Genomic DNA, 19,126 nt, shown 5'->3' with positions numbered 1-19,126 from the left:
GGCATAATAGGAGGCCCTTGTCTTTCCGGTATTCCCATGGCTGTTCCCCTTGAAACCCTCATTACCCCTGAAATCCACAAGCCTGCCCGCTACCTTGGTAATGAATTAGGGGCTTTCCACAAAGACTGGGAATCGGCCAGTGTTCGTTGGGTGCTCACCTACCCAGAAGTGTACGAACTGGGGGCCTCAAACCTGGGGCACATCATTCTCTACAACATTCTCAATCGCCAACCCCGGCAACTCTGCGACCGCACCTACCTACCCGCCCCAGACCTGTCCCAAAAACTGCGGGAGACCCAAACCCCACTGTTTGCCCTGGAATCGCGCCGGGCCTTAAAGGAATTTGATATTTTGGGCTTTAGCCTCAGCTACGAACTGGGGGCTACTAATATTTTGGAAATGCTGGATCTGGCCCAGATTCCTCTCACCTGGCAGGAACGGCAAGGCGGTCAATATCCATTGATTTTTGCCGGGGGCCAAACCGCAACTTCAAACCCCGAGCCCTACGCCGACTTTTTTGACTTCATTGCCCTGGGGGATGGGGAAGAACTCCTGCCGGAAATTGGCCTGGTATTGGAAGAAGGGAAACGACAGGGCCTCCATCGGGAAGAACTGTTATGGGATCTGGCCCAGGTACCAGGCGTCTACGTGCCTCGTTTCTATGACCTGCAGGCGGATGGTTCTGTTCATCCCAACCGGCCCGATGTGCCGGAACGGATTCTGCGCCGCGTCGCCACCCCCATTCCGGCCTACGCCATTGGCCTGGTTCCCTACATCGAAACTGTCCATGACCGCTTGACCATTGAAATCCGCCGGGGCTGTACCCGGGGTTGTCGCTTTTGCCAACCGGGGATGTTAACGCGGCCGGCCCGGGATGTGGAACCCAATGCGGTGATTGAGGCCATTGAAGACGGTATTCGCGCAACGGGCTATAACGAATTTTCCCTGCTCTCTCTTAGTTGTTCTGACTATCTGGCCCTGCCGGCTGTAGGGATTGAAGTCCGCAATCGTCTGCAAAAGGAAAATATTTCCCTTTCCCTGCCTAGCCAACGGGTCGATCGCTTTGATGAAAATATTGCCAATGTCCTGGGAGGAACCCGACAATCGAGCCTGACCTTTGCCCCGGAAGCCGGAACCCAACGTCTGCGGGATGTGATCAACAAAGGCCTGACTAATGAAGAACTCCTGCGGGGCATCAAAACGGCCGTCGAACAAGGCTGGGATCGGGTCAAACTCTACTTCATGGTTGGCCTACCGGGAGAAACGGATCTCGATGTGCTGGGCATTGTGGAAACTGTGCGTTGGCTCCGCAAGGAATGCCGCCTACCGAAGCGCAAACCCCTGGAATTTACCCTAACGATTTCCAACTTTACCCCCAAGCCCCATACTCCTTTCCAATGGCATTCGGTTTCCACGGAGGAATTTCTGCGCAAACAGGCCCTTCTGCGGGAAGCCTTCCAGGGAATGCGGGGGATTAAAGTCAACTATACTGATGTGCGGATTTCGGCCATGGAGGATTTTGTGGGCCGAGGAGACCGTCGCCTAAGCCCCGTAATCCGCCGGGCCTGGCAATTGGGGGCCGGCATGGATGCCTGGTGGGATAACCTGGAACGGGCCTACGGGGCCTGGCAACAAGCCATCGAAGAAGCCGGATTAAGCGGTAGCTATCGACAAATTGAGCAGGGTAACTTATTTCAGGGGGAAGCCCTCTATGATGGCCCGCTGCCTTGGGATCATCTCGACACGGGTATCGACAAGCAATGGCTCAAGGAAGATTTCCAACGGGCCCTGGAAGCCGCCACCATTCCCGACTGTTCCTTTGAGGGCTGTTCCCACTGCGGTGTTTGTGGCCTGGACTTTGGCCATAACATAGTCGTGCCGCCGCCGCCGATTCCCGACTTTAAGGGCCAATTCAAACCCAACCTCGAACGGGTTCAGCGTTTTCGGGTCTGGTTTGGCAAACAGGGAAGTCTGGCCCTGGTTAGTCACCTGGATTTAGTGCGCTTATTTGACCGAGTCGTTCGCCGCGCCGCTCTGCCCATTGCCTTTACCGGCGGCTTCCATCCCGGCCCGCGTATTTCCATTGCCAATGCCCTCCCCCTCGGGGCCACTAGTAGCGGTGAAATTGTTGATTTTGAATTGACAGATTACCTGGCCTTAGCGGATTTTCAACAACGCCTGACGGAACTCCTGCCCCCGGACTTGCCGATTTATCAAGTGGATGAAATTGAAATTACGGCCCCGGCCGCTACCCGTCTCCTCGAACGAGCCGAATATCGGGTGCAAATGATGGCCGTTGAAGAAACCTACTCCCCAAAGCAATGGCAGGCCTGGATGCAGTCCATTTTGGCCCTGGAGAACATCCCCTTTGCTAAGAAGACCAAATCCGGTAAACCCGTCACCCTCAATTTAAGAGAGCAGTTGTTTGAACTACATTGGCGCCAGGCCCTGGATTCAGAAATCATTGAACTGAGCTATATCGGTAGTTGCCGCAATGATGGCACCCTTCTACAACCGGATCATCTCCCCCATCTCTTCCACCACGTTAGTCAAAAAACCTTTCAAGTCGTCAATGTTCATCGTCAACGCCTATTTTTAGGCTAGTTGATAGGGCCTTTCTGCTGTCCAGTGGTAATCCGAGGATCGATAAATTTCTAGGCCAGGAATTTGGGCAACCTGTAGAAGGGCCTCGACTTCAGTGAGGGTAAAGGCGGCCTGGAGAGAGTCCCGAAATAGTTGGGTCTGGTGGGCATTGTAATCATCGACCTTCTCGAGGTAGGTTTCTAACTGGTCTGGGGTTTGGGGCCGTTGTAAATCCCGCAAAAGAATAAAGCCGTCGGGCTTCAAAACCCGCTTGAGTTCCCGCAAAAAAGGGAGGGGATTGGGAAGATGGTGCAGGAGACTATTGGAAATGACGCCATCAAAGGAGGCGTTGGCGTAGGGGAGTAATTTAGCATCAACAAACTCTAGGCGAATTTGGCCTTGGCATCCGGCGGCCACCACGTTATTTTCGGCCAGGGCCAGCATTGACTGGGCCAGATCAATAGCCACAATCTGCCACGCAGGACGTAGTTGAGCGATTAAAATGGGGATGCGCGCTGTGCCAGTTCCCGCGTCTAGAATCATGGCCCGCTCAGGGCCTAGCTCCACTGCTCGTTGGGCAAATGCTGTATTAACTGCCGTAAAGTCCATGGCATCGTAATCCATGGCTTCCTCGAGTGTATCCATAACCTCGGCTTCGAGCTTGCGTTCCATCGATTTGCCCCTTTTGACTTTGCTCTATCGTATTGACACTCACGATGACCTATCCTACCAGCCAATCGCTTAAGGGCTATACTCGTCCGACGCTACTATACGCCGGGGAATACCAAAGCGAACTGAAATTGGCGGCGGCGGCGGCGGTACTGATCTTGCCGACGGGGAAACGGTTTACTGTTAGTCAGTTGTTGACCGTTACCACTCCGGAGGAGGCCGATTACCATGCTTTGATTCTGGGTCTCCAGAAAGCCCACAAGCTTGGCCTCCAGGGCCTGGAGGTCAAGGGGCATAGTGAAATCGTTTTCAATCAGGTCAATGGCCTGGCGGAGGCGATGACAGAGGGGTTACAGGCCTTACTCCGGGAAGCTCGACGTCTACTCCGCTTGTTTGAGCAAGCAACGGTAGAGTGGGTTGCCCCGGAACACAATCTTTCAGCTCGGAAAGCAGTGCATCGCTGTCTTGAAGAAGCCACGGGCAAGAAATCATCAGAGCCCTCTAGGCCAGCTCGAGAACCAGCCATCGCCCGCTTGATTCAGTTAGGGCCCCAGGCAACCCCGGAGGATTATCGGGCCCTTCGTCCTCCGAAGGACAACTTAGCTCAGCAGGGCCTGAAGGAATTACGGGCTGCCATTCCAATTACCGTCCAGGATGCCATGGCGTTGCAATGGACGGGGGATGAAAAAGAGCTAGAGCAAATGTATCGTTGGTACCTCTGGGGCCTCCCCCCTGACTTGGCTATCCGCAAAGTACAGCTAGACCGTCAGGCGGTAACAACGCCTTCCTTAGATAAATTGCCCTGGGAGGGCCAACTGCTAGAAGCGCAAACCTTTAATACCCTTGGTGAACTCTCGGAATTAGGCCCAGCCTCTCTAGATGGGTTCACTCTAGAGGAGGGAACGGCGCCGATTTCTGTCGCCAAACCCAGCCGTATCCCGTCTTTGCATCCTCTTGACCCTCTAGGACTTCCCCTGGAAGCGGTTTTTCCAGCCACGCTCCATCCTGCCCCAGATTTAGCGGATCCCTTTGTGACGGCGGGGGAGGAACTCGACGACCAGAAACTCCAAACACGTCCCAAGGACACCCTACCTTCTGTGGATCAAGTCCAACAAATTTTGGGGATGATTATGCATCTTTCGGAAGCAGATAAGACACGATTGGTGCAAGAACTGGCCCAATTTCCCGAGATTACTAACCGCCTACTGACGGCCATCGCTAACAATTTAAAAAAACTGAGTCCGACCGAGGCCCCATGAACCTAAAACCCCAACTCCAGCTCCTATTAACCGATATGCCGGGCCGGGCCCTCTCTCCCGAAGTTGTTGAACAGATTCTTTTTCCCACCCTGATTCCCATTGCTAAGCGCCTCGGGAGTTCCACGTTTTACACCTTCGTGGAGCAAGGAGAAGGGAACTATGCTCCCGTTAGTTTTACCCTAGCCCATAATTTCAAGCCCAATGAAACGCCCAAAAACGTAGTGATGAGTTTTAAATGCCGAGCAGATGCCCTGCGGTATCCTGACTTTGAGCCGGAGCGGATGGAGGTCGTTCAACGGGGGGTTATTTTTCTGCTCTTGGATCTGATAACCTATCCTGAAGTTGACGCTGGTTTTTTCTATGTCCAAAAGGGTAACTTAAAACAAGGTATCGAAGTCACGACTCAATCATTAAGCCAGCGTTTACGAGAGACCCAGCAATTGCGTGGGGTTGATATTTCCATGGCAGATTCCCGACTAGCCTAAGCGATTCTCGTCTTTATGTCTGGCTCTGGCCTTGGAATTCTGACCCCGGTAACCCTTGAGCACCATGGAAGGCGACCTTAATCTGACTCTTCAAATTGTCCTCACTGTGCTAGCCGGCATTAGCGCTCAGGTGGTGGCAGCCTATCTCAAGGTTCCCAGTATTGTCTTTTTATTGCTGTTTGGTATTGCTTTGGGTATCAGTGGCCTGCAAATCCTGCATCCCCAGCAGTTGGGAGAGGGCCTAGAGGTGATTGTGGCCCTATCGGTGGCCATTATTCTCTTTGAAGGGGGCCTGAATCTGAGTCTGCGGCAACTGGGCCAAGTGTCGGGCAGTTTACGCAATTTAGTCACCATTGGTACCCTGATTACCCTGGCAGGAGCGGGAATGGCGGCCCATTGGCTCTCGGAGTTTCCCTGGACCATTGCTTTTCTCTACGGTTCTTTGGTGGTGGTGACGGGGCCAACGGTGGTCGGGCCACTGATTAAACAAGTCCAAGTAGAACGATCGGTGGCCACTCTGTTGGAAGGGGAAGGGGTGTTGATTGACCCCGTAGGGGCCATCCTGGCGGTAGTGGTGTTGGAAACCATCTTTAAGGCCAATGTCCCTGTCGAGGCGGATATTTTAGAAATTCTCCTGGGCCTTGTGCTCCGCTTAGGTACAGGCTTAGGGGTAGGGATTCTGGGGGGCTGGCTCCTGAGTCTGTTTTTAAAATGGGCTGATTTTTTGTCGGAGGAAATCAGCAATCTGCTGGTGCTGGCCTGTGTCTGGGGCGTGTTTGAAGGCTCTCAACTCCTGATCGGCGAATCGGGGCTGATGGCCACCGTCGCCATGGGTATTGTCCTCAACTCTTCGGCCATCCCGGAGGAAAGACTACTCCGGCGTTTTAAAGGCAAATTAACCATCCTCTGTGTTTCAGTCCTCTTCATTTTGCTGGCGGCGGATCTGTCTGTGGCCAGTATTGTGGCCCTGGGTTGGGGCAGTGTGCTAACGGTGCTAACCCTGATGTTGGTGGTGCGACCCCTCAGCGTCTGGCTCTGTACCCTCTCCAGTAGCCTCAGTTGGCAACAAAAGTGCTTTGTGGCCTGGATTGCACCGCGGGGTATTGTTTCCGCCTCTGTGGCTTCCCTCTTTGCCATTCTGTTAACGGAACGAGGCATTAACGGCGGCGATGCGATCAAGGCCCTGGTGTTTTTAACGATTATGATGACGGTGTTTCTTCAGGGCCTGACGGCTAAGGCCCTGGCCCTGGCCCTGGGGATTACCTCGGCCCGGACGACGGGAGCGGTGATCATTGGCTGTACGCCTCTGGGCCGCCTGATTGCCGCTTTATTCCAATCCCAGGGGGAATCCGTTGTCCTTATTGATACTGATCTAGAGGCCTGCCAAGCGGCCAAAGACCAAGACCTGCCAGTTTTCCATAGCAGTGGCCTAGACCCCAATATTCTGGAAGAAGCGGGCATTAATTCCATGGGCACCTTCCTGGCCCTGACCAGTAATGGGGAAGTGAACCTGGTTTTGGCCCAACATGCTCAGGAAGAGTTTAATCCCCCCCGAGTGCTGGTGGTGATGCCGACGCCGACCCCGGACACTCAATCATCCCTAAAAAACCATAAGGGCATTCAAATTTTTATGGACCAACAGCGCTTTAAGACCTGGAATCAGTACATTAAAGATGACCAGGTGCAACTCGGCCGCTTGAATTTCAGTGATACTGACTTGGCCCAACAACAGGCCCGCATCCAGGCTCTGATTGAAGGAGGGGAACTTTTGCCGCTGATGATGCGCCGCAACGGGAATTTACAGTTGATCAAAAATACCGAGACCTGGGCCGCTGGGGATGAAATGTTTTACCTGCTCCACGACCCCCGACCGGCCCTGCTCAAGCGGCTTTCTGGCGGCCGGGCCGTTTCCCGTTTGGCCCTGGCCAATCTACCGGAGATCGAAGAAATGCCCCTCCTTCCCAACAAGGCCCTAGAACCCTAGGCCAGGGTTGAGCCAACGCAGGAGTTCCTCTTGCAGTTCCCGCAGGTCTTGGGCCAGGTTTTTTTGCAACCATTGGCCGACAGCATCCCAGGGGGTAAAGACCTCACCAGCCTGCCATTGCCATTCCTGGCCCAGGGGTGTGAGGTGATTGCCGGGCAGTGTGCGGCAGGCGACTAGATCAGGAAAGCGGGCCGTGAGGAGGGGTTGCAGGGCCAGAGTTTGATCAATATCATCATTGCGGAATTTGATGAGTAGATTGCGGCGAATAGCGTAGCTTTCCGCGATCAGACGGTTAGTTAATTCTGGGGAGGGAGTAAATTCAAGATTGATGTCGGCCTTAAAATCCCATTGGGTTTGCACCGTTTGCCAGACCTTATCCAATTCTAGTTGGGAAAGCTGGTCTAATAGGGGAATGGCCTGTTTTACGGGATAGTTATTGAAAGAGATCAGAATATTGCCGGCCCGCTCTACCCCGTACAAACTACCGATCAACAGGTGCAATTTACAGCCCATGCTGTGCCCCAGGCCATAGACGGGCAAGTAGCCCCGGGGTAATTGGTGCTGGCCCTGGAGCCGCTCCACAATCGTTTCAAAGCGATTTAACACCGTTCGAGCAATGGCCTGATGGTCAAAGGTATTGAGGAAGGGCGTAGCAATGATGCCATAGCCCTGCTGGGCCAACTGAGTGAGCAACCAACGATAGGTAACCGTGGGGGCCGTCCCCACAAAGGCCCCTCCCAAGAAATGAATCAGGGCCACGGGTTGGGGGGGAATCAGTACCCAACAGCCCGAAATCTCACGCCATTCCATGGCCCCTGCCCTCCCTAGGCTATTACCGCGTTAGAAAAGCGGATTTTCAGGTAATCTGCTTCCATTTTGGCCCCGGAAGGACTCAGGGCCGCCAGGGCCTGGGGGAGGACAAGATTACGGCGGTGGTTGCCAATACGGATATTCAGTTCATCCCCAGTTTTATTGAGTTGAATTTGTTCCTTGGGAATGCCCGGTAGGTAAAGTTCCAGACTGTAGGTTTGTTGATCTTGAATAATGCGGATCGTATTTTCTTGGTAATAAACCTGGGCCGGGTCTTCGTTGGCATAGAGGGTTTCCTTGAGACGATCCAAGGCCGCTAGACCGCACATTTCTTCGGAAAATAGGGGCACTTCCTTCACCGGCAGGGGATGGAAATTATCATGAATTTCCTGCTTATAAACCTGTTGGGTTTCCTTCCAACGACGGAAAAAGGGGTCATCAATGGTGTCGGGTAAAATCCGGTTAGCAATCACTAAATCCGTCGAAACATTGTACAAACTCAGGTAGGCGTGGGCCCGTAGGGATTCCTTCAGCACCATTTTTTCCGGATTGGTCACCAATCGCACGGAGGTCTGGGTGTTGTCCGTCAGTACCTTTTCCAGGGCCTCGATCTGTTCGTAGAACTCGTAGGGCGCGTCCATTACTTCCCGGTCGGGTAAGGAAAAACCAGCAATCGGTCGAAATAGCGGTTCCACCAAGGGCCGCAGGGCCACGGACATATTTTGCAACGGTTTATAAAAACGACGCATATACCAGCCCCCCACCTCCGGCAAGCTGAGGAGACGCAGGGCCGTTCCCGTGGGGGCCGAGTCAATAATCAACACTTGAAATTCGCCTTCATCGTAGTGGCGCTTCATGCGTACCAGACCAAAAATTTCATCCATCCCCGGCAGGATAGCCAGTTCCTCCGCCTGTACTCCATCAAGACCCCGAGCCTGGAGAACCTGGGTAATGTAGCGTTTGACGGCCCCCCAGTTGCCTTCCAGTTCCATCAGCGCGTCTAGTTCTGCCCCCCACAAATTTTCTTTGACTAAGCGGGGTTCATGGCCTAATTCCAAATCAAAACTATCGGCGAGGGAGTGAGCCGGGTCTGTACTTAAGACAAGGGTTTTATAGCCCAGTTCAGCACAGCGCAGGCCAGTGGCGGCGGCCACGGAGGTTTTGCCAACACCACCTTTGCCGGTCATCAGAATTACGCGCATGGGAGGGTCTCTTAAAAAAAATTTACATTACTAATTCTTATTATGGGGGCCAAGTTCAGGATTTGGAAAGCCATCGAGCCTTGCGGGCGGCGAGGAATCCAGGCCCATCTTCGTACCCTGCCATCTCTTGGCCGGGTATTCCTAAACACGAAGGATATAAAGCAAAGTGAAGTTTATCCGTCGCGTTCCTTCACTATTGCTAATCAACTTGCACTACATAACCGTTGCGCTGTCTCCTGCCGTAGATGGCTCGACAGGGTTCGTCAGTTTGAACTGTTCACGAGCCATGCTCAAAGGAATCTCTTGGTGCTCTTGGGGCATTCCCCAAAATTGCTGGAGTGTTGGGCCCTTTTTCACTCGGCGATCGTGAAAGAAGAAATTAATCAACTCATGTACTACAACACGACGTCCCATCAGGGTGAACCAATACATCCCATGCCGCGAAGCCCTATCTGGTTGGAGAAATGAGCGCCATAGTGCTTTAGGTCGAGTCTGCAACAGAATTTCAATGAACTTTACCCACAGAAAAATCCGCCATGGGGGCATGTGTGGCGTCTCTAAAACTTGGTGCTTATAATCCCACTTACTTTGATCGAGTTGGATAACGCGCCTTTCAGATGCCATGCGATAAAAACCAGTCCAACGATGAGGGGTGACATACAACGACATAATTTGATCGGGGTCGTAATAGAGTAACTGTCTTAGCGCTCGGATAAAATCATGGTCTCTAACCTCCTCAAAATCAGTTACCCAAGTCGCAAGGGAGAGAATATTATGCTGTCTCAGTAATTGAATAGCTTCACGATCGGTACTTGCTTTACTGCCTTTTCGTATATGTTTGAGTGTCGCTTCATCAGTATTCTCCATTCCTAACAGAAATCGTTCGATGCCTGCCTTGCGGTAAAGGTGTAGGATATCAGCATCACGCACAATATCGTCTGCTCGGGTCGAGCCAATAATTGTTATTGATATATTTTCGGCAATGATGGCTTCACAAAGCTCTCGCCAAATTGTTTTGTTGACCGTTGGATTTTCATCAGCCAAGTTAAATAGTTGTACACCATGCGTTCGATGGAGCCAGGCGATTTCTTGGGCAAACTTCCTGGGATTACGATGCCGCCAACGCGCCCAAAAACCCCTTTGTCCGCAATAGTTGCAAAGGTGTGGACAGCCTCGAGAAAACTGAATAACAACGGCTTGCTTGCCGCCATAATAGCTATATCGCTTTAAATCTACGAGTTCCCAGCCGACACGATAGGCGTCAAGGTCTTGAATCATCGGAGCAGGCGGCGTTTCAATGATTTGCCCATCACGGCGGAAGGCAATACCTTCTACGCTACCCAGATCGCTGTTGCTCTCAAGAGCCGCTATCAGTTTTGGAACCGTGGCTTCACCTTCGCCTCTAACAATAAAATCAATCTGGGGTTCTTGAACCAGGATGTCACGAAAATGGTATGTCGGAAAGACACCACCATAAACCATGATCAAGTTCGGTAATGCTATACGAAGGTGAAGAGTCAGTTTACAAACGATTGGGTGCGCAGACGTTGAACCAGAGTGACCAATCAGAAGTAACTGTGGATCATGAATGCAAACTTGTTCTACGATTTCATCTTCTGCCAGTGGCCCAAATTCAGCATCAAGGAGAGTAACATCATGTCCAGCATCTAACAATGGACCACCGATACTTAAGAGCCCCAAAGGTGGCAGTTGTTCCTGGGGGATGCGGCTACCAATGGCTGGGTGCGGTGGATTTACAATAAGTATCCGCATTATTTTAAGTAATTTAGAGTGCTATCAGTGATTATAGATTGCGCTGAAAGGCTTGAGATTAGAACCTATTGACAAAGCCGCCTTAAATCTTATCCCAAGTCGCTGGAGCTTGATTGCACAACTAACCCCACTGTCCCCTGAGCAAGGGGAGGGGTAATCATCTACAGCCTTCATTTGCAGAATTGGTATTATTGATTAGACCGATTCCCCCATCTCCCGGAGGAGCCAAAAACCGGCAAAGGTCTCACTGTTAGGGTCGCTCTGAATTGCTAAAAAGTGAACTTGTTGAGCTTCGGCTTTGGCCTGCTCAAAACCCTTGGCCTCGGCGACGGTGGCGGCATTGGTTAAATTCACCAGACTCCAACTATCGCTCACCCCGGTTTCTAAACGCATTAACGGTAGCGGTTTTTCTTGGAATTTCAGGTAGCCCAGTTCCAGGCCCGATAACCAACCGGCCAGGGGCAGGGCCCGTGGGGAAAAAAGGATTAAACCCGGTATGCGAGTTTCTGGGGCCAGGCCCAGGGCCTTAAGAGAAAAGGCTTCTCCGAACCCAACTTCCCAGTCTTCCATATCTTCAAAGGCGGCGGCCTCTAAGCTCACCAAGGCCCATTGGTCACCCCGGTCACCCCGCACGGCATCGGGGAGAGGGGCTGTATTCAGTTCTGGGTATTGCACCGAGGCCCCCTGGGCCAGACTGGCCTCGTAGCCAGGTTGTTGGGGGTAAAATTGCTGGTAACGTTCTTGAAGCCATAGCTGGAGGGCATAGGTATGTCGGCTGGCCACCCCGGTCACACCAGCCTCTTCACAGGCTTTGCTAATCATATTGTTCATTGGGCGACGAAAGAAGCGAATTTTCTGGGGACGCTGGCCTGATTCCGCTATGGCCGCTTCAATGGCCTGTTTTAACCAGAGGGAATTGACGGTACTACTGGGACAAACTTGGCTGTAGCGAAAGAGGGTGGCTGGATCTTGGCTGACGGTCTGGGGCGCCTCACAGATCAGGACTTCCCACACTTTTTTTTGCTCCTCGTCCCTCAGCGGCCGTGAATAAAAATCCAATTCCCAAATAATGGCCATTGTGTCCGTTCCACCTCAAAGAGCAAATTTTCCAAAGATCACTATAGCTTGCTTGGTCACTCCCCAGAATTGTCCCAGGGGACTCCCTTTTTTTCCACATTAGGCCGGAAACAACAGACTAATCTGACGCCTAGCTTCTATGTGCTAGGGGACTGACATTCCCCTCTGGGCTCTCTAACTTAAAGATAGCGGAGGACGAAATTCCCTCCCGCTTGACGTTCTAGGCGAGGATCATCACTATGTTAGGCTTTCACTCCCAACCTTTCGGTCAACCCCAGGGGCTAGGCAAATCCCCCCAAAAAATCTTATCCCTAGCCACTATCACTGTACTCATGGGGGCACTGGTCAGTACCCCTCTATCCGTTTCTGCCAAGCCCCTATTTCGTCCAGGTAATGCCAATCTCCCCCGGCCAAGCGTTAACACTTTCCCTAATCGCTACACCATCAGCCAATCCTTCAATAATGGCGTTGTCCCCGCGGGAACCGCTATTCCTGTCGTTTATCCCGAAGGTGAAACCCTACAGATTCGTCGCGGTGAGACCCGTACCCTTAGCCTGAAAACCGCTGTCAATCTCCGTCAAAGCAATGGGGCCATTGTTATTCCCGCCGGTAGTACTATCACGGGGCAATTGCAACCTACCAATCAAGGAATTATTTTTGTAGGCCAGGCCGTTACTCTCCCCAATGGCCAAGAAGTCAGAATCAATGCGGTTTCCCAGGAATTAGTCGGCTTTACGAGTCAAAATCAGGGGGCCACCGCGGGAGACATTATCAAAGGCACCCTTGCGGGTGCTGGCACCGCCACGATTATCGCTGGAACCACCGGTGACCGACACATCAATGCTCTGGAAGTATTAGGTGGTGCAGCGGTTGGGGCCTTGGCTGGTTGGGGCCTGCCAACTGCTGGTATTCTGGGGGGCGGCACCGTAGAGGTAATGACCATTAATCCCAGCCGAGACCTGACCCTCACGCTTCAATCTCCCCTGAGTGTGAATGGCAATTCCGTGAGTTATTCCGGCGACTACAATTACAACTATGGCCGCAATACCAACTATTGGTAGAGCGCTCATCCGGCTGATGGTTATACACCGTTAACGTTTACTTCCAAAAGCTAAGCGTTTCCCGTTAGCGACTGCATCCCAACCCAAAAGCCCCATCTCCTTCACTCCGGTGAAAGAGATTTTTTTGTAGTGGTGATGACGGTTTCCTCCCCTAAAAACCCGTATCTTGGCGGGACAATACGCTAGGAATAAATACTCATGAGCAACCGCGTTGAAGTCTGTCCAGTTTGTGGAGTCACCATCGAGAATGGGGCCAAAGTCGTGTTTTCTGCCGGACCGGCGGGAACGCGGGCCCGTCTCTGGGCAAGGGTTTGTAACTTTGCCAAAAGCCCTGATTGCATTAACCAAGACGAAGCCTCCATTGGTGATGTTCAAAGCAACGACTACTACGACTAAGACCGAATTGTTAACGAGAAGGGACGATAACCGAATTACCAGGGCGGTATTTACACCACCGGTTAATTTTAAGCTAGCTTTACATTTCGTTACAATTTAAGCAGATTACTCCTCACCCCGGAGAGCCCAGCATGAATAATAATCTGCGCCTCGGTTCCCTATTTGGGATTCCCTTCTTTGTCAATCCTTCTTGGTTTTTGGTGTTGGGCCTCGTCACCCTCACCTACGGCCAACAATTATCCCTCTTTCCTCAGTTAACAGGGATTGCTCCCTGGGGTCTGGGGTTGGCGACGGCGCTTCTCCTCTTTGCTTCGGTCGTTGCCCATGAATTGGGCCATAGTCTTTTGGCTATCGCCCAGGGCATTGAAGTGAAATCCATTACCCTTTTCCTCTTCGGTGGCCTGGCCAATTTAGAAAAGGAATCCGAAACTCCTTTAGAAGCTTTTGCGGTGGCTATCGCAGGCCCCCTCGTCAGTTTGATTCTCTTTGGCCTATTGGCGGTCATCGGGGCCAATCTGACTCTGCCTCTACCATTTCAAGCCATTATTTCCCTCCTGGCCGCCATTAATTTGGCCCTGGCCCTGTTTAATCTGATTCCGGGTCTGCCCCTGGACGGCGGCAATATTCTCAAGGCTCTGGTCTGGAAATGGACAGGCAATCAAAACCAAGGACTCTTGTGGGCCAGTCGTGCCGGGCAAGTTGTAGGTTGGCTGGCTGTGACCATCGGTGGTCTGGGTATTTTGCGCCTCCTGCCCGTGGGAGATTTTTGGACGGTGCTCGTGGGGGTTTTTCTACTCCAGAATGCCGGAGCCTCTGCCCGTCAGGCCCAGTTAAAAGAGGCCATGGCGGCCTATACAGCCCAGGATGCCGTAATTGCCAACAGTCCGGTGGTTGAACAAAGCTTAACCCTGCGGGATTTTGTCAATACCTATGTGATCGGCCAAACTCCCTGGCGACAATTTTTGGTCACCGATGCCCAGGGCCAACTGGTGGGAACCCTAGCGGTGGAAGCGCTTAAAACAATCCCGACATCCGATTGGCCCCAGATTACCCTCCAAGCGGTAATGGCTTCTCCAGAGGCCCTGCCCCAGGTCAAGGCCCATCGTTCTCTCTTTGAGGCCGCTCAGCAATTGGAACAAACTAAAATGGCCCAACTGATTGTCGTTCAAGACAGCGGTGAAGTGGTCGGTCTACTAGAAAAGGCCTCTATTGTGCAATGTCTGCAAAAATCCTTCGCGCCTGCTGGCATTTAGGTTGCTTTCGCTCAATACGACCCCGCTAGGCTGCTGGCGGTTCAAACATTCTCGGAAACTCGCCCTAATAGTCGGCGGGTTTCTTGGCTGGCCTGGTGCATTGCTTCCTGCGGCGTCAGTCGGCCGGTAAGAGCGGCGCTGAGGTAGCGTTGCAAAATGTCCGAGGCCTGGGCGTACTGAGTAATTGGGGGCCGCAGAACTGCGGTTTCAATGACTGGATACAGATCGGCAAAATAGGGAAACTGGGCCAGAATTTCGGGGTCTTGGTAGAGGGCCTTACGGGTCGGCATTTTACCCGTGGCCAAACTAAATTGTTTTTGGACAGTCTCACTAGTCAGGTAGCGCAAGACTTCCCAGGCCGCTTCAGGATGACGCGTTCCCCGCGCAATGCCCAGGCCCCAACCCCCCTGACAGGCCCCAGGGGCCAGGCCCGGTTGGTGTACCATTGGTTGGATAGCAAATTTACCCTGAATCGGAGAATCAGCAGTATTCGCTAGGGGATAAACGTAGGGCCAATTGCGCAGGAATAGGGCCTTGCCCGCTTGAAAGAGACGGCGGGTGTCCTCTTCGGCGTAGGTGGTAACCCCTGGGGGAGAAATACCGCTGGTGATCGTCTGGCGCAAAAATTCGACGGCCTGGATGGCCGCCGGTTGGTCTAGGCCTACGGCTAGGGTGTCTGGATTGACCCAATAGCCGCCAAAACCGGCCAGCACTTCGACAAACATGGCCGAGAGGCCCTCGTACTGTTTTCCCTGCCACAGATAGCCCCATTCCACCTGGCCCTGGTTTTGCAGTATTTTGGCTGTCGCCATTAGGTCAGTAAAGGTCTGGGGCGGTTCTAAACCGGCTTGTTCTAACAAGTCCCGACGATAGTAGAGCAGGCCCGCGCCGGTGTAGGTGGGTAGACGATAGAGCTGATGCTGAAAGCGACCCCCTTCCAGATCAGGGGAGAGAAAAGCGGCTTGTTCCGTTGGCGAAAGACGCTCAGAAATGTCCAACAACCAACCTGCCGCCGCAAACTTGGGCAACCAGCTAATGTCCAAGTCCACCAAGTCGTAGGGAGAATCCCCCAAAAGAAAAGAAGTCGTGTATAAACTCTCCAGTTGATCCGTAGATGTCGGGCCCTCCAGCATAGCCAACTGAATATCCCGATGTTCTCGGTTAAACGCCGCCACGATGGGTTGCCATTCCACCACTTCCACCGCGGGCATCAGAATAGAAACCACGACGGGGGCCGGGATTGCCATCGGGGCTTTGGGCCAGAGCATTCCCAGCGTTAGCAAACAGGCGATCAGGCCACCTAAAGGCCAAAACCAACGGGGTAGGGAGGGAAAACGGATCATGGTTGGGGTCGCCGCCAGTCTTTAATATTCCAAGTATTCCGATCCCAGGGGGTCAGCGCCACCCCCTGGAGTTGCCGACTCACTGCCACCACATCGGCCCGATGCACCAGGGGGACAGCAACAAAGTTATTGACTAGGAGATCGTTAAGTCGAATAAAACGTTGTTGACGTTGGGGTAAATTCCGTTCCTGGCTGGCCTGTTGCCAAAGCCGGTCGTATTCGGGATTACAGTAGCGCCCGAAATTGTCGCCAACCCAGTTATTTTTCGCCTGGGGAATCGTGCCACAGGTAAAAGTCTGTAGGTATTTGCTCGGGTCGGGATTGGTATTGCCGGTAGTAAACATTAGCAAATCGGCGGAAAAACGCTCCAGGGTATCAGGATTGGCCGGGTCACTGGAAAACATCACACTAGGGTCAACGGCCTTGAGTTCAACCCCTACCCCAATGGCCTGTAGGCCCTGTTTGATTACCTGTTGGGTTTTCTGGCGCAGGGGATTGACACTGGTTTGGAAGACTAACTGGAGTTCGACCCCCTGCTTATCCCGAGTGCCATTGCCGTTGCTATCTCGCCAACCCGCTTGCTCCAGTAGGGCCGCTGCCCGGTCGAGGTCAAAGTGATACCGCGTCTGGTGAGACACATATTCTGCTGGGGCTAATAGCAAATTCGTCGCCACACTCCCCGTTATCCCATAAAGTTGTTTGGCAATGGTGTCCCGGTCGATGGCCAAAGTCAACGCTTCCCTTACCTTGGGATCCTGCAGGAAAGGATGGGGATTGGGGAAATTAGAAGCAGGGCCGGAGGCAGGACGAGGATTGGTGAAATTAAAGATAATGCGTTCCCCTAAACTCCCTAAATGGCTAACGACTTGACCCTTACCCTGCCGTTGCAAATCATCTAGCAAGGGCCCTTCCACCTGAAGATTAAAGGCAAAATCCGCATCGCCGGTTTGAAGCACCGCCCGGGCGGCCGAGACGGCATCACCGCCTCCTTTGAGTTCCAGGCCCTGAAAGGCCAGGGTCTTCGCTTCTCGAAAGTAGGGATTCGCTTCGTAGAGAACCACGTCCCCTGGTTTAAACTGAGTCACGCGATAGGGGCCAGTACCGATAGGCAAGAGGTTAGCTGGGGCCTGACGGGCCTTATCGCCAGGGTAAGCCTGGTAGGCATGGCGAGGGAGAATCATCCCCTCTCCGCCAACAAAGGGAAGAAACCAAGCCGCATTGGCTTCCTTGAAGAACACCTGAACTGTATGGCCATCCAGGGCCACCACCCGCTGAACGGTTTCGTAATTGCCGAGGCTGGTGGCTCCTACTTGGGGATTGGTAATGAATTGGTAGGTAAAGACCACATCCTGAGCGGTAAAAGGGGTTCCATCAGACCAACGAATATTTTTTTTCAATTTCCAAACTACTGAGCGGCCATCCTTGGCCAGGCCCCCGTTGTCGAGGGTTGGGATTTCTGCTGCTAAAAACGGGACAAGTTTGCCTTCTGCATCAAAACTGGCTAAGGGTTCTAGGCTAATGCGACTGGCCTCGGCATCCTTGAAGCCAGCGGAAAGGTGGGGGTTGAGAATAGTTGGGGCCTGCCAAGACAGCAGTTTAAGGGTTGTACTCGGAGGCGGCGGTGTTTGGGGAGCTGGGGTACAGGCCACTAATCCAAGCAACAAACTATAGATGACTGGGATGCTTAAGGGTTGCCTAGGGAGGGGCCAAACCAAAAATTTTAGGGGCATTTTTCAAGGAATCAGCAAATCGCAAATATTTGTAACGGGATGATTGCCCCAGGATAGAAGCATTGCTCCCCAGCAATCCTACAATTTGTAAATTTTAAGCGCAAGTGTAACCGAGAATACTGAGCCAAGGTTGCCAGGCTTTTAAATTGAGAAGTCAATTGGAAAGGTCAGACAGGTCTCCCCCCTAGGCCCTTCCTTTCAAAGGATCACTGGCCGCCACCTGTGAGGCCAATGGGTGAGGAGAGATGGGGCTTGCTCGAGCGTAATTCTTCTGTCTTGTATTAATTTTGTATTATTATTGTTTGCCCATTTAATAGACTTTTTTATTCGTATCCAAATTCACTTTTTTCAGGCTTAAACCCAGGGTAAAAAGTGAGAACAGTCCTGTCCCCGTTACGGCCAAAATATCTGAAACTATGCAGTTGTCTCCTTTCCCCTCCTTTTCTACCGCCGAACGTGCCCCGACTTTAGCCTCTGCTCCCTATCCGGGCCCGGTGTTTACCCCCCATCCCTTGCCGGTGGTCTATTCGACCCTGGCCCCCCAGGCCCTGATTCCCTGGACAATGAGCCACTACGACATCCCCATTCCCCAGGCCTGTCGTCTCTGGCATCGAGGTCTCAGTGATATTTACTTGCTGGAAACGGCGACGGAAAATTATATTCTGCGTATCTCCCATCACCATTGGCGGACGGCTTCCGATATTAATTTTGAGTTAGAATTACTAACTTTTTTGGCCCAACGGCAACTGCCGGTCGCGGCTCCTCTGACTACCCAGGAGGGTAAACTAGCTGTTCCCATTCAGGCCCTAGAGGGATGTCGTTATGCAACTCTCTTTCCCCAGGCCCCAGGCACAGTAGCCATTGGCGATCTGAATATTAGCCAGAGTTGGTTGTTGGGGGAAATTGTCGCGAATATTCATACCGTCGCCCAGTCTTTTCACACCCAGGCTAAGCGTCAACCCTTAAGTCTCGCCCATCTGTTAGATGAATCTCTCACAAGCCTTGCCGCTTTTTGGCCCCTAGCCCAGGCAGAATGGCAATCCCTACGAGAGATCTGCATCCGGATCAAGCACCAACTCCAAGCCTTACCCACCGAGCCGCCCTACTGGGGAATTTGTTGGGGCGATCCCCATAGTGGCAACGTTCACTTTACCGACAGTAATCAGCCCACCCTCTTCGATTTTGACCAATGCGGTTACGGTTGGCGGGCCTTCGATGTGGCTAAATTTCTTCAGGTGGCGACCCAAACGGGCCTGAGTCGTCAAGTCCGGGAAGCTTTTTTAAAGGGTTACCAGGCTGTTTCTCCCTTGACCTCCCTAGAATTGGTCTGTCTACCAAGCCTCACTCAAGCGGCCTATCTCTGGTCTTGGGCCATTCAGGTCAACAATCTCAAGCTCCAGGACTGTAGCCGGTTGGATTATCACTACTTTGCAAAACGTTTGGAAAGACTCCGTTATTTAGCCTGTCCGGATTTGGCTTTGTTTTAGTTATGGCTGGGGAA

At 52.6% G+C, this 19,126-nt stretch carries 14 protein-coding genes and 1 pseudogene; 8 read left to right on the top strand and 7 right to left on the bottom strand.

Going from position 1 to position 19,126, the window contains the following annotated elements:
- Positions 1-36 precede the first annotated feature (36 nt).
- Positions 37-2,604, top strand: coding sequence for a TIGR03960 family B12-binding radical SAM protein (locus tag ABXS88_RS12685; RefSeq protein ID WP_353672408.1), 2,568 nt, complete (start codon positions 37-39; stop codon positions 2,602-2,604).
- On the opposite strand, the gene ABXS88_RS12680 is transcribed toward ABXS88_RS12685, so the two are convergent.
- Positions 2,596-3,255: a class I SAM-dependent methyltransferase gene (locus ABXS88_RS12680; RefSeq protein ID WP_353672407.1), complete on the bottom strand. Its 660-nt coding sequence runs from the start codon at positions 3,253-3,255 to the stop codon at positions 2,596-2,598. The two genes, ABXS88_RS12685 and ABXS88_RS12680, sit on opposite strands and share 9 nt — an antisense overlap.
- Before the next feature lie 44 nt (positions 3,256-3,299).
- On the opposite strand from ABXS88_RS12680, the gene ABXS88_RS12675 reads away from it, so the two are divergent.
- The 3 genes from ABXS88_RS12675 to ABXS88_RS12665 all read left to right on the top strand — a co-directional run bounded on the left by ABXS88_RS12675 (position 3,300) and on the right by ABXS88_RS12665 (position 6,980).
- Positions 3,300-4,511, top strand: coding sequence for a reverse transcriptase-like protein (locus ABXS88_RS12675; protein WP_353672406.1), 1,212 nt, complete (start codon positions 3,300-3,302; stop codon positions 4,509-4,511).
- Positions 4,508-4,996 carry a hypothetical protein gene (locus ABXS88_RS12670; protein ID WP_353672405.1) on the top strand — a complete coding sequence of 163 codons (489 nt, stop codon included), beginning with the start codon at positions 4,508-4,510 and terminating at the stop codon, positions 4,994-4,996. The genes ABXS88_RS12675 and ABXS88_RS12670 overlap by 4 nt, the downstream gene beginning before the upstream one ends.
- Before the next feature lie 64 nt (positions 4,997-5,060).
- A complete protein-coding gene (locus ABXS88_RS12665) occupies positions 5,061-6,980 on the top strand; it encodes a cation:proton antiporter (protein ID WP_353674823.1) in 1,920 nt (639 codons plus the stop codon).
- Here ABXS88_RS12665 and ABXS88_RS12660 read toward each other — a convergent pair.
- The 4 genes and pseudogenes from ABXS88_RS12660 to ABXS88_RS12645 form a co-directional block, all read right to left on the bottom strand.
- A complete protein-coding gene (locus ABXS88_RS12660; RefSeq protein ID WP_353672404.1) occupies positions 6,969-7,790 on the bottom strand; it encodes a DUF1350 family protein in 822 nt (273 codons plus the stop codon). The genes ABXS88_RS12665 and ABXS88_RS12660 overlap by 12 nt on opposite strands.
- A gap of 14 nt (positions 7,791-7,804) precedes the next feature.
- Positions 7,805-8,992, bottom strand: a complete 1,188-nt coding sequence (locus ABXS88_RS12655; protein ID WP_353672403.1) for a TRC40/GET3/ArsA family transport-energizing ATPase — start codon at positions 8,990-8,992, stop codon at positions 7,805-7,807.
- A gap of 276 nt (positions 8,993-9,268) precedes the next feature.
- Positions 9,269-10,765: pseudogene (bchE, locus tag ABXS88_RS12650) on the bottom strand (magnesium-protoporphyrin IX monomethyl ester anaerobic oxidative cyclase); the annotation flags it as partial.
- A gap of 195 nt (positions 10,766-10,960) precedes the next feature.
- Positions 10,961-11,842 carry a Tab2/Atab2 family RNA-binding protein gene (locus tag ABXS88_RS12645; RefSeq protein ID WP_353672402.1) on the bottom strand — a complete coding sequence of 294 codons (882 nt, stop codon included), beginning with the start codon at positions 11,840-11,842 and terminating at the stop codon, positions 10,961-10,963.
- A gap of 239 nt (positions 11,843-12,081) precedes the next feature.
- On the opposite strand from ABXS88_RS12645, the gene ABXS88_RS12640 reads away from it, so the two are divergent.
- The 3 genes from ABXS88_RS12640 (at position 12,082) to ABXS88_RS12630 (ending at position 14,552) form a co-directional block, all read left to right on the top strand.
- Positions 12,082-12,903 (top strand): hypothetical protein, encoded by an 822-nt coding sequence (locus ABXS88_RS12640; RefSeq protein WP_353672401.1) that lies wholly within the window; start codon positions 12,082-12,084, stop codon positions 12,901-12,903.
- A gap of 198 nt (positions 12,904-13,101) precedes the next feature.
- Positions 13,102-13,299: a hypothetical protein gene (locus ABXS88_RS12635; RefSeq protein WP_353672400.1), complete on the top strand. Its 198-nt coding sequence runs from the start codon at positions 13,102-13,104 to the stop codon at positions 13,297-13,299.
- A 131-nt stretch (positions 13,300-13,430) separates the two neighbouring features.
- Complete coding sequence (locus ABXS88_RS12630) at positions 13,431-14,552, top strand: site-2 protease family protein (protein ID WP_353672399.1); 1,122 nt, start codon at positions 13,431-13,433, stop codon at positions 14,550-14,552.
- A 41-nt stretch (positions 14,553-14,593) separates the two neighbouring features.
- Here the strand turns inward: ABXS88_RS12630 and ABXS88_RS12625 are convergent, their stop codons facing one another.
- Both ABXS88_RS12625 and ABXS88_RS12620 read right to left on the bottom strand, forming a co-directional pair.
- The gene (locus ABXS88_RS12625; protein WP_353672398.1) at positions 14,594-15,895 is read right to left on the bottom strand and encodes an ABC transporter substrate-binding protein; all 1,302 of its coding nucleotides are present in this window, start codon (positions 15,893-15,895) and stop codon (positions 14,594-14,596) included.
- Positions 15,892-17,625, bottom strand: coding sequence for a peptide ABC transporter substrate-binding protein (locus tag ABXS88_RS12620; protein ID WP_353672397.1), 1,734 nt, complete (start codon positions 17,623-17,625; stop codon positions 15,892-15,894). The genes ABXS88_RS12625 and ABXS88_RS12620 overlap by 4 nt, the downstream gene beginning before the upstream one ends.
- 416 nt (positions 17,626-18,041) lie before the next feature.
- On the opposite strand from ABXS88_RS12620, the gene ABXS88_RS12615 reads away from it, so the two are divergent.
- Positions 18,042-19,112 (top strand): phosphotransferase, encoded by a 1,071-nt coding sequence (locus ABXS88_RS12615; protein ID WP_353672396.1) that lies wholly within the window; start codon positions 18,042-18,044, stop codon positions 19,110-19,112.
- Positions 19,113-19,126 lie beyond the last annotated feature (14 nt).

The sequence above is a fragment of the Synechocystis sp. LKSZ1 genome, assembly GCF_040436315.1.
GTDB lineage: Bacteria > Cyanobacteriota > Cyanobacteriia > Cyanobacteriales > Microcystaceae > Synechocystis.
The sequence above is the reverse complement of the archived record's forward strand: the minus strand, read 5'-3'. Positions and strand labels throughout refer to the sequence as shown.

Coding starts and splice junctions, on each gene's coding strand:
- ABXS88_RS12660 (WP_353672404.1), bottom strand. CDS start 7,790: ATGGAATGGCGTGAGATTTCGGGCTGTTGGGTACTGATTCCCCCCCAA.
- ABXS88_RS12635 (WP_353672400.1), top strand. CDS start 13,102: ATGAGCAACCGCGTTGAAGTCTGTCCAGTTTGTGGAGTCACCATCGAG.
- ABXS88_RS12665 (WP_353674823.1), top strand. CDS start 5,061: ATGGAAGGCGACCTTAATCTGACTCTTCAAATTGTCCTCACTGTGCTA.
- ABXS88_RS12675 (WP_353672406.1), top strand. CDS start 3,300: ATGACCTATCCTACCAGCCAATCGCTTAAGGGCTATACTCGTCCGACG.
- ABXS88_RS12640 (WP_353672401.1), top strand. CDS start 12,082: ATGTTAGGCTTTCACTCCCAACCTTTCGGTCAACCCCAGGGGCTAGGC.
- ABXS88_RS12620 (WP_353672397.1), bottom strand. CDS start 17,625: ATGCCCCTAAAATTTTTGGTTTGGCCCCTCCCTAGGCAACCCTTAAGC.
- ABXS88_RS12615 (WP_353672396.1), top strand. CDS start 18,042: ATGCAGTTGTCTCCTTTCCCCTCCTTTTCTACCGCCGAACGTGCCCCG.
- ABXS88_RS12670 (WP_353672405.1), top strand. CDS start 4,508: ATGAACCTAAAACCCCAACTCCAGCTCCTATTAACCGATATGCCGGGC.
- ABXS88_RS12645 (WP_353672402.1), bottom strand. CDS start 11,842: ATGGCCATTATTTGGGAATTGGATTTTTATTCACGGCCGCTGAGGGAC.
- ABXS88_RS12630 (WP_353672399.1), top strand. CDS start 13,431: ATGAATAATAATCTGCGCCTCGGTTCCCTATTTGGGATTCCCTTCTTT.
- ABXS88_RS12685 (WP_353672408.1), top strand. CDS start 37: ATGGCTGTTCCCCTTGAAACCCTCATTACCCCTGAAATCCACAAGCCT.
- ABXS88_RS12655 (WP_353672403.1), bottom strand. CDS start 8,992: ATGCGCGTAATTCTGATGACCGGCAAAGGTGGTGTTGGCAAAACCTCC.
- ABXS88_RS12680 (WP_353672407.1), bottom strand. CDS start 3,255: ATGGAACGCAAGCTCGAAGCCGAGGTTATGGATACACTCGAGGAAGCC.
- ABXS88_RS12625 (WP_353672398.1), bottom strand. CDS start 15,895: ATGATCCGTTTTCCCTCCCTACCCCGTTGGTTTTGGCCTTTAGGTGGC.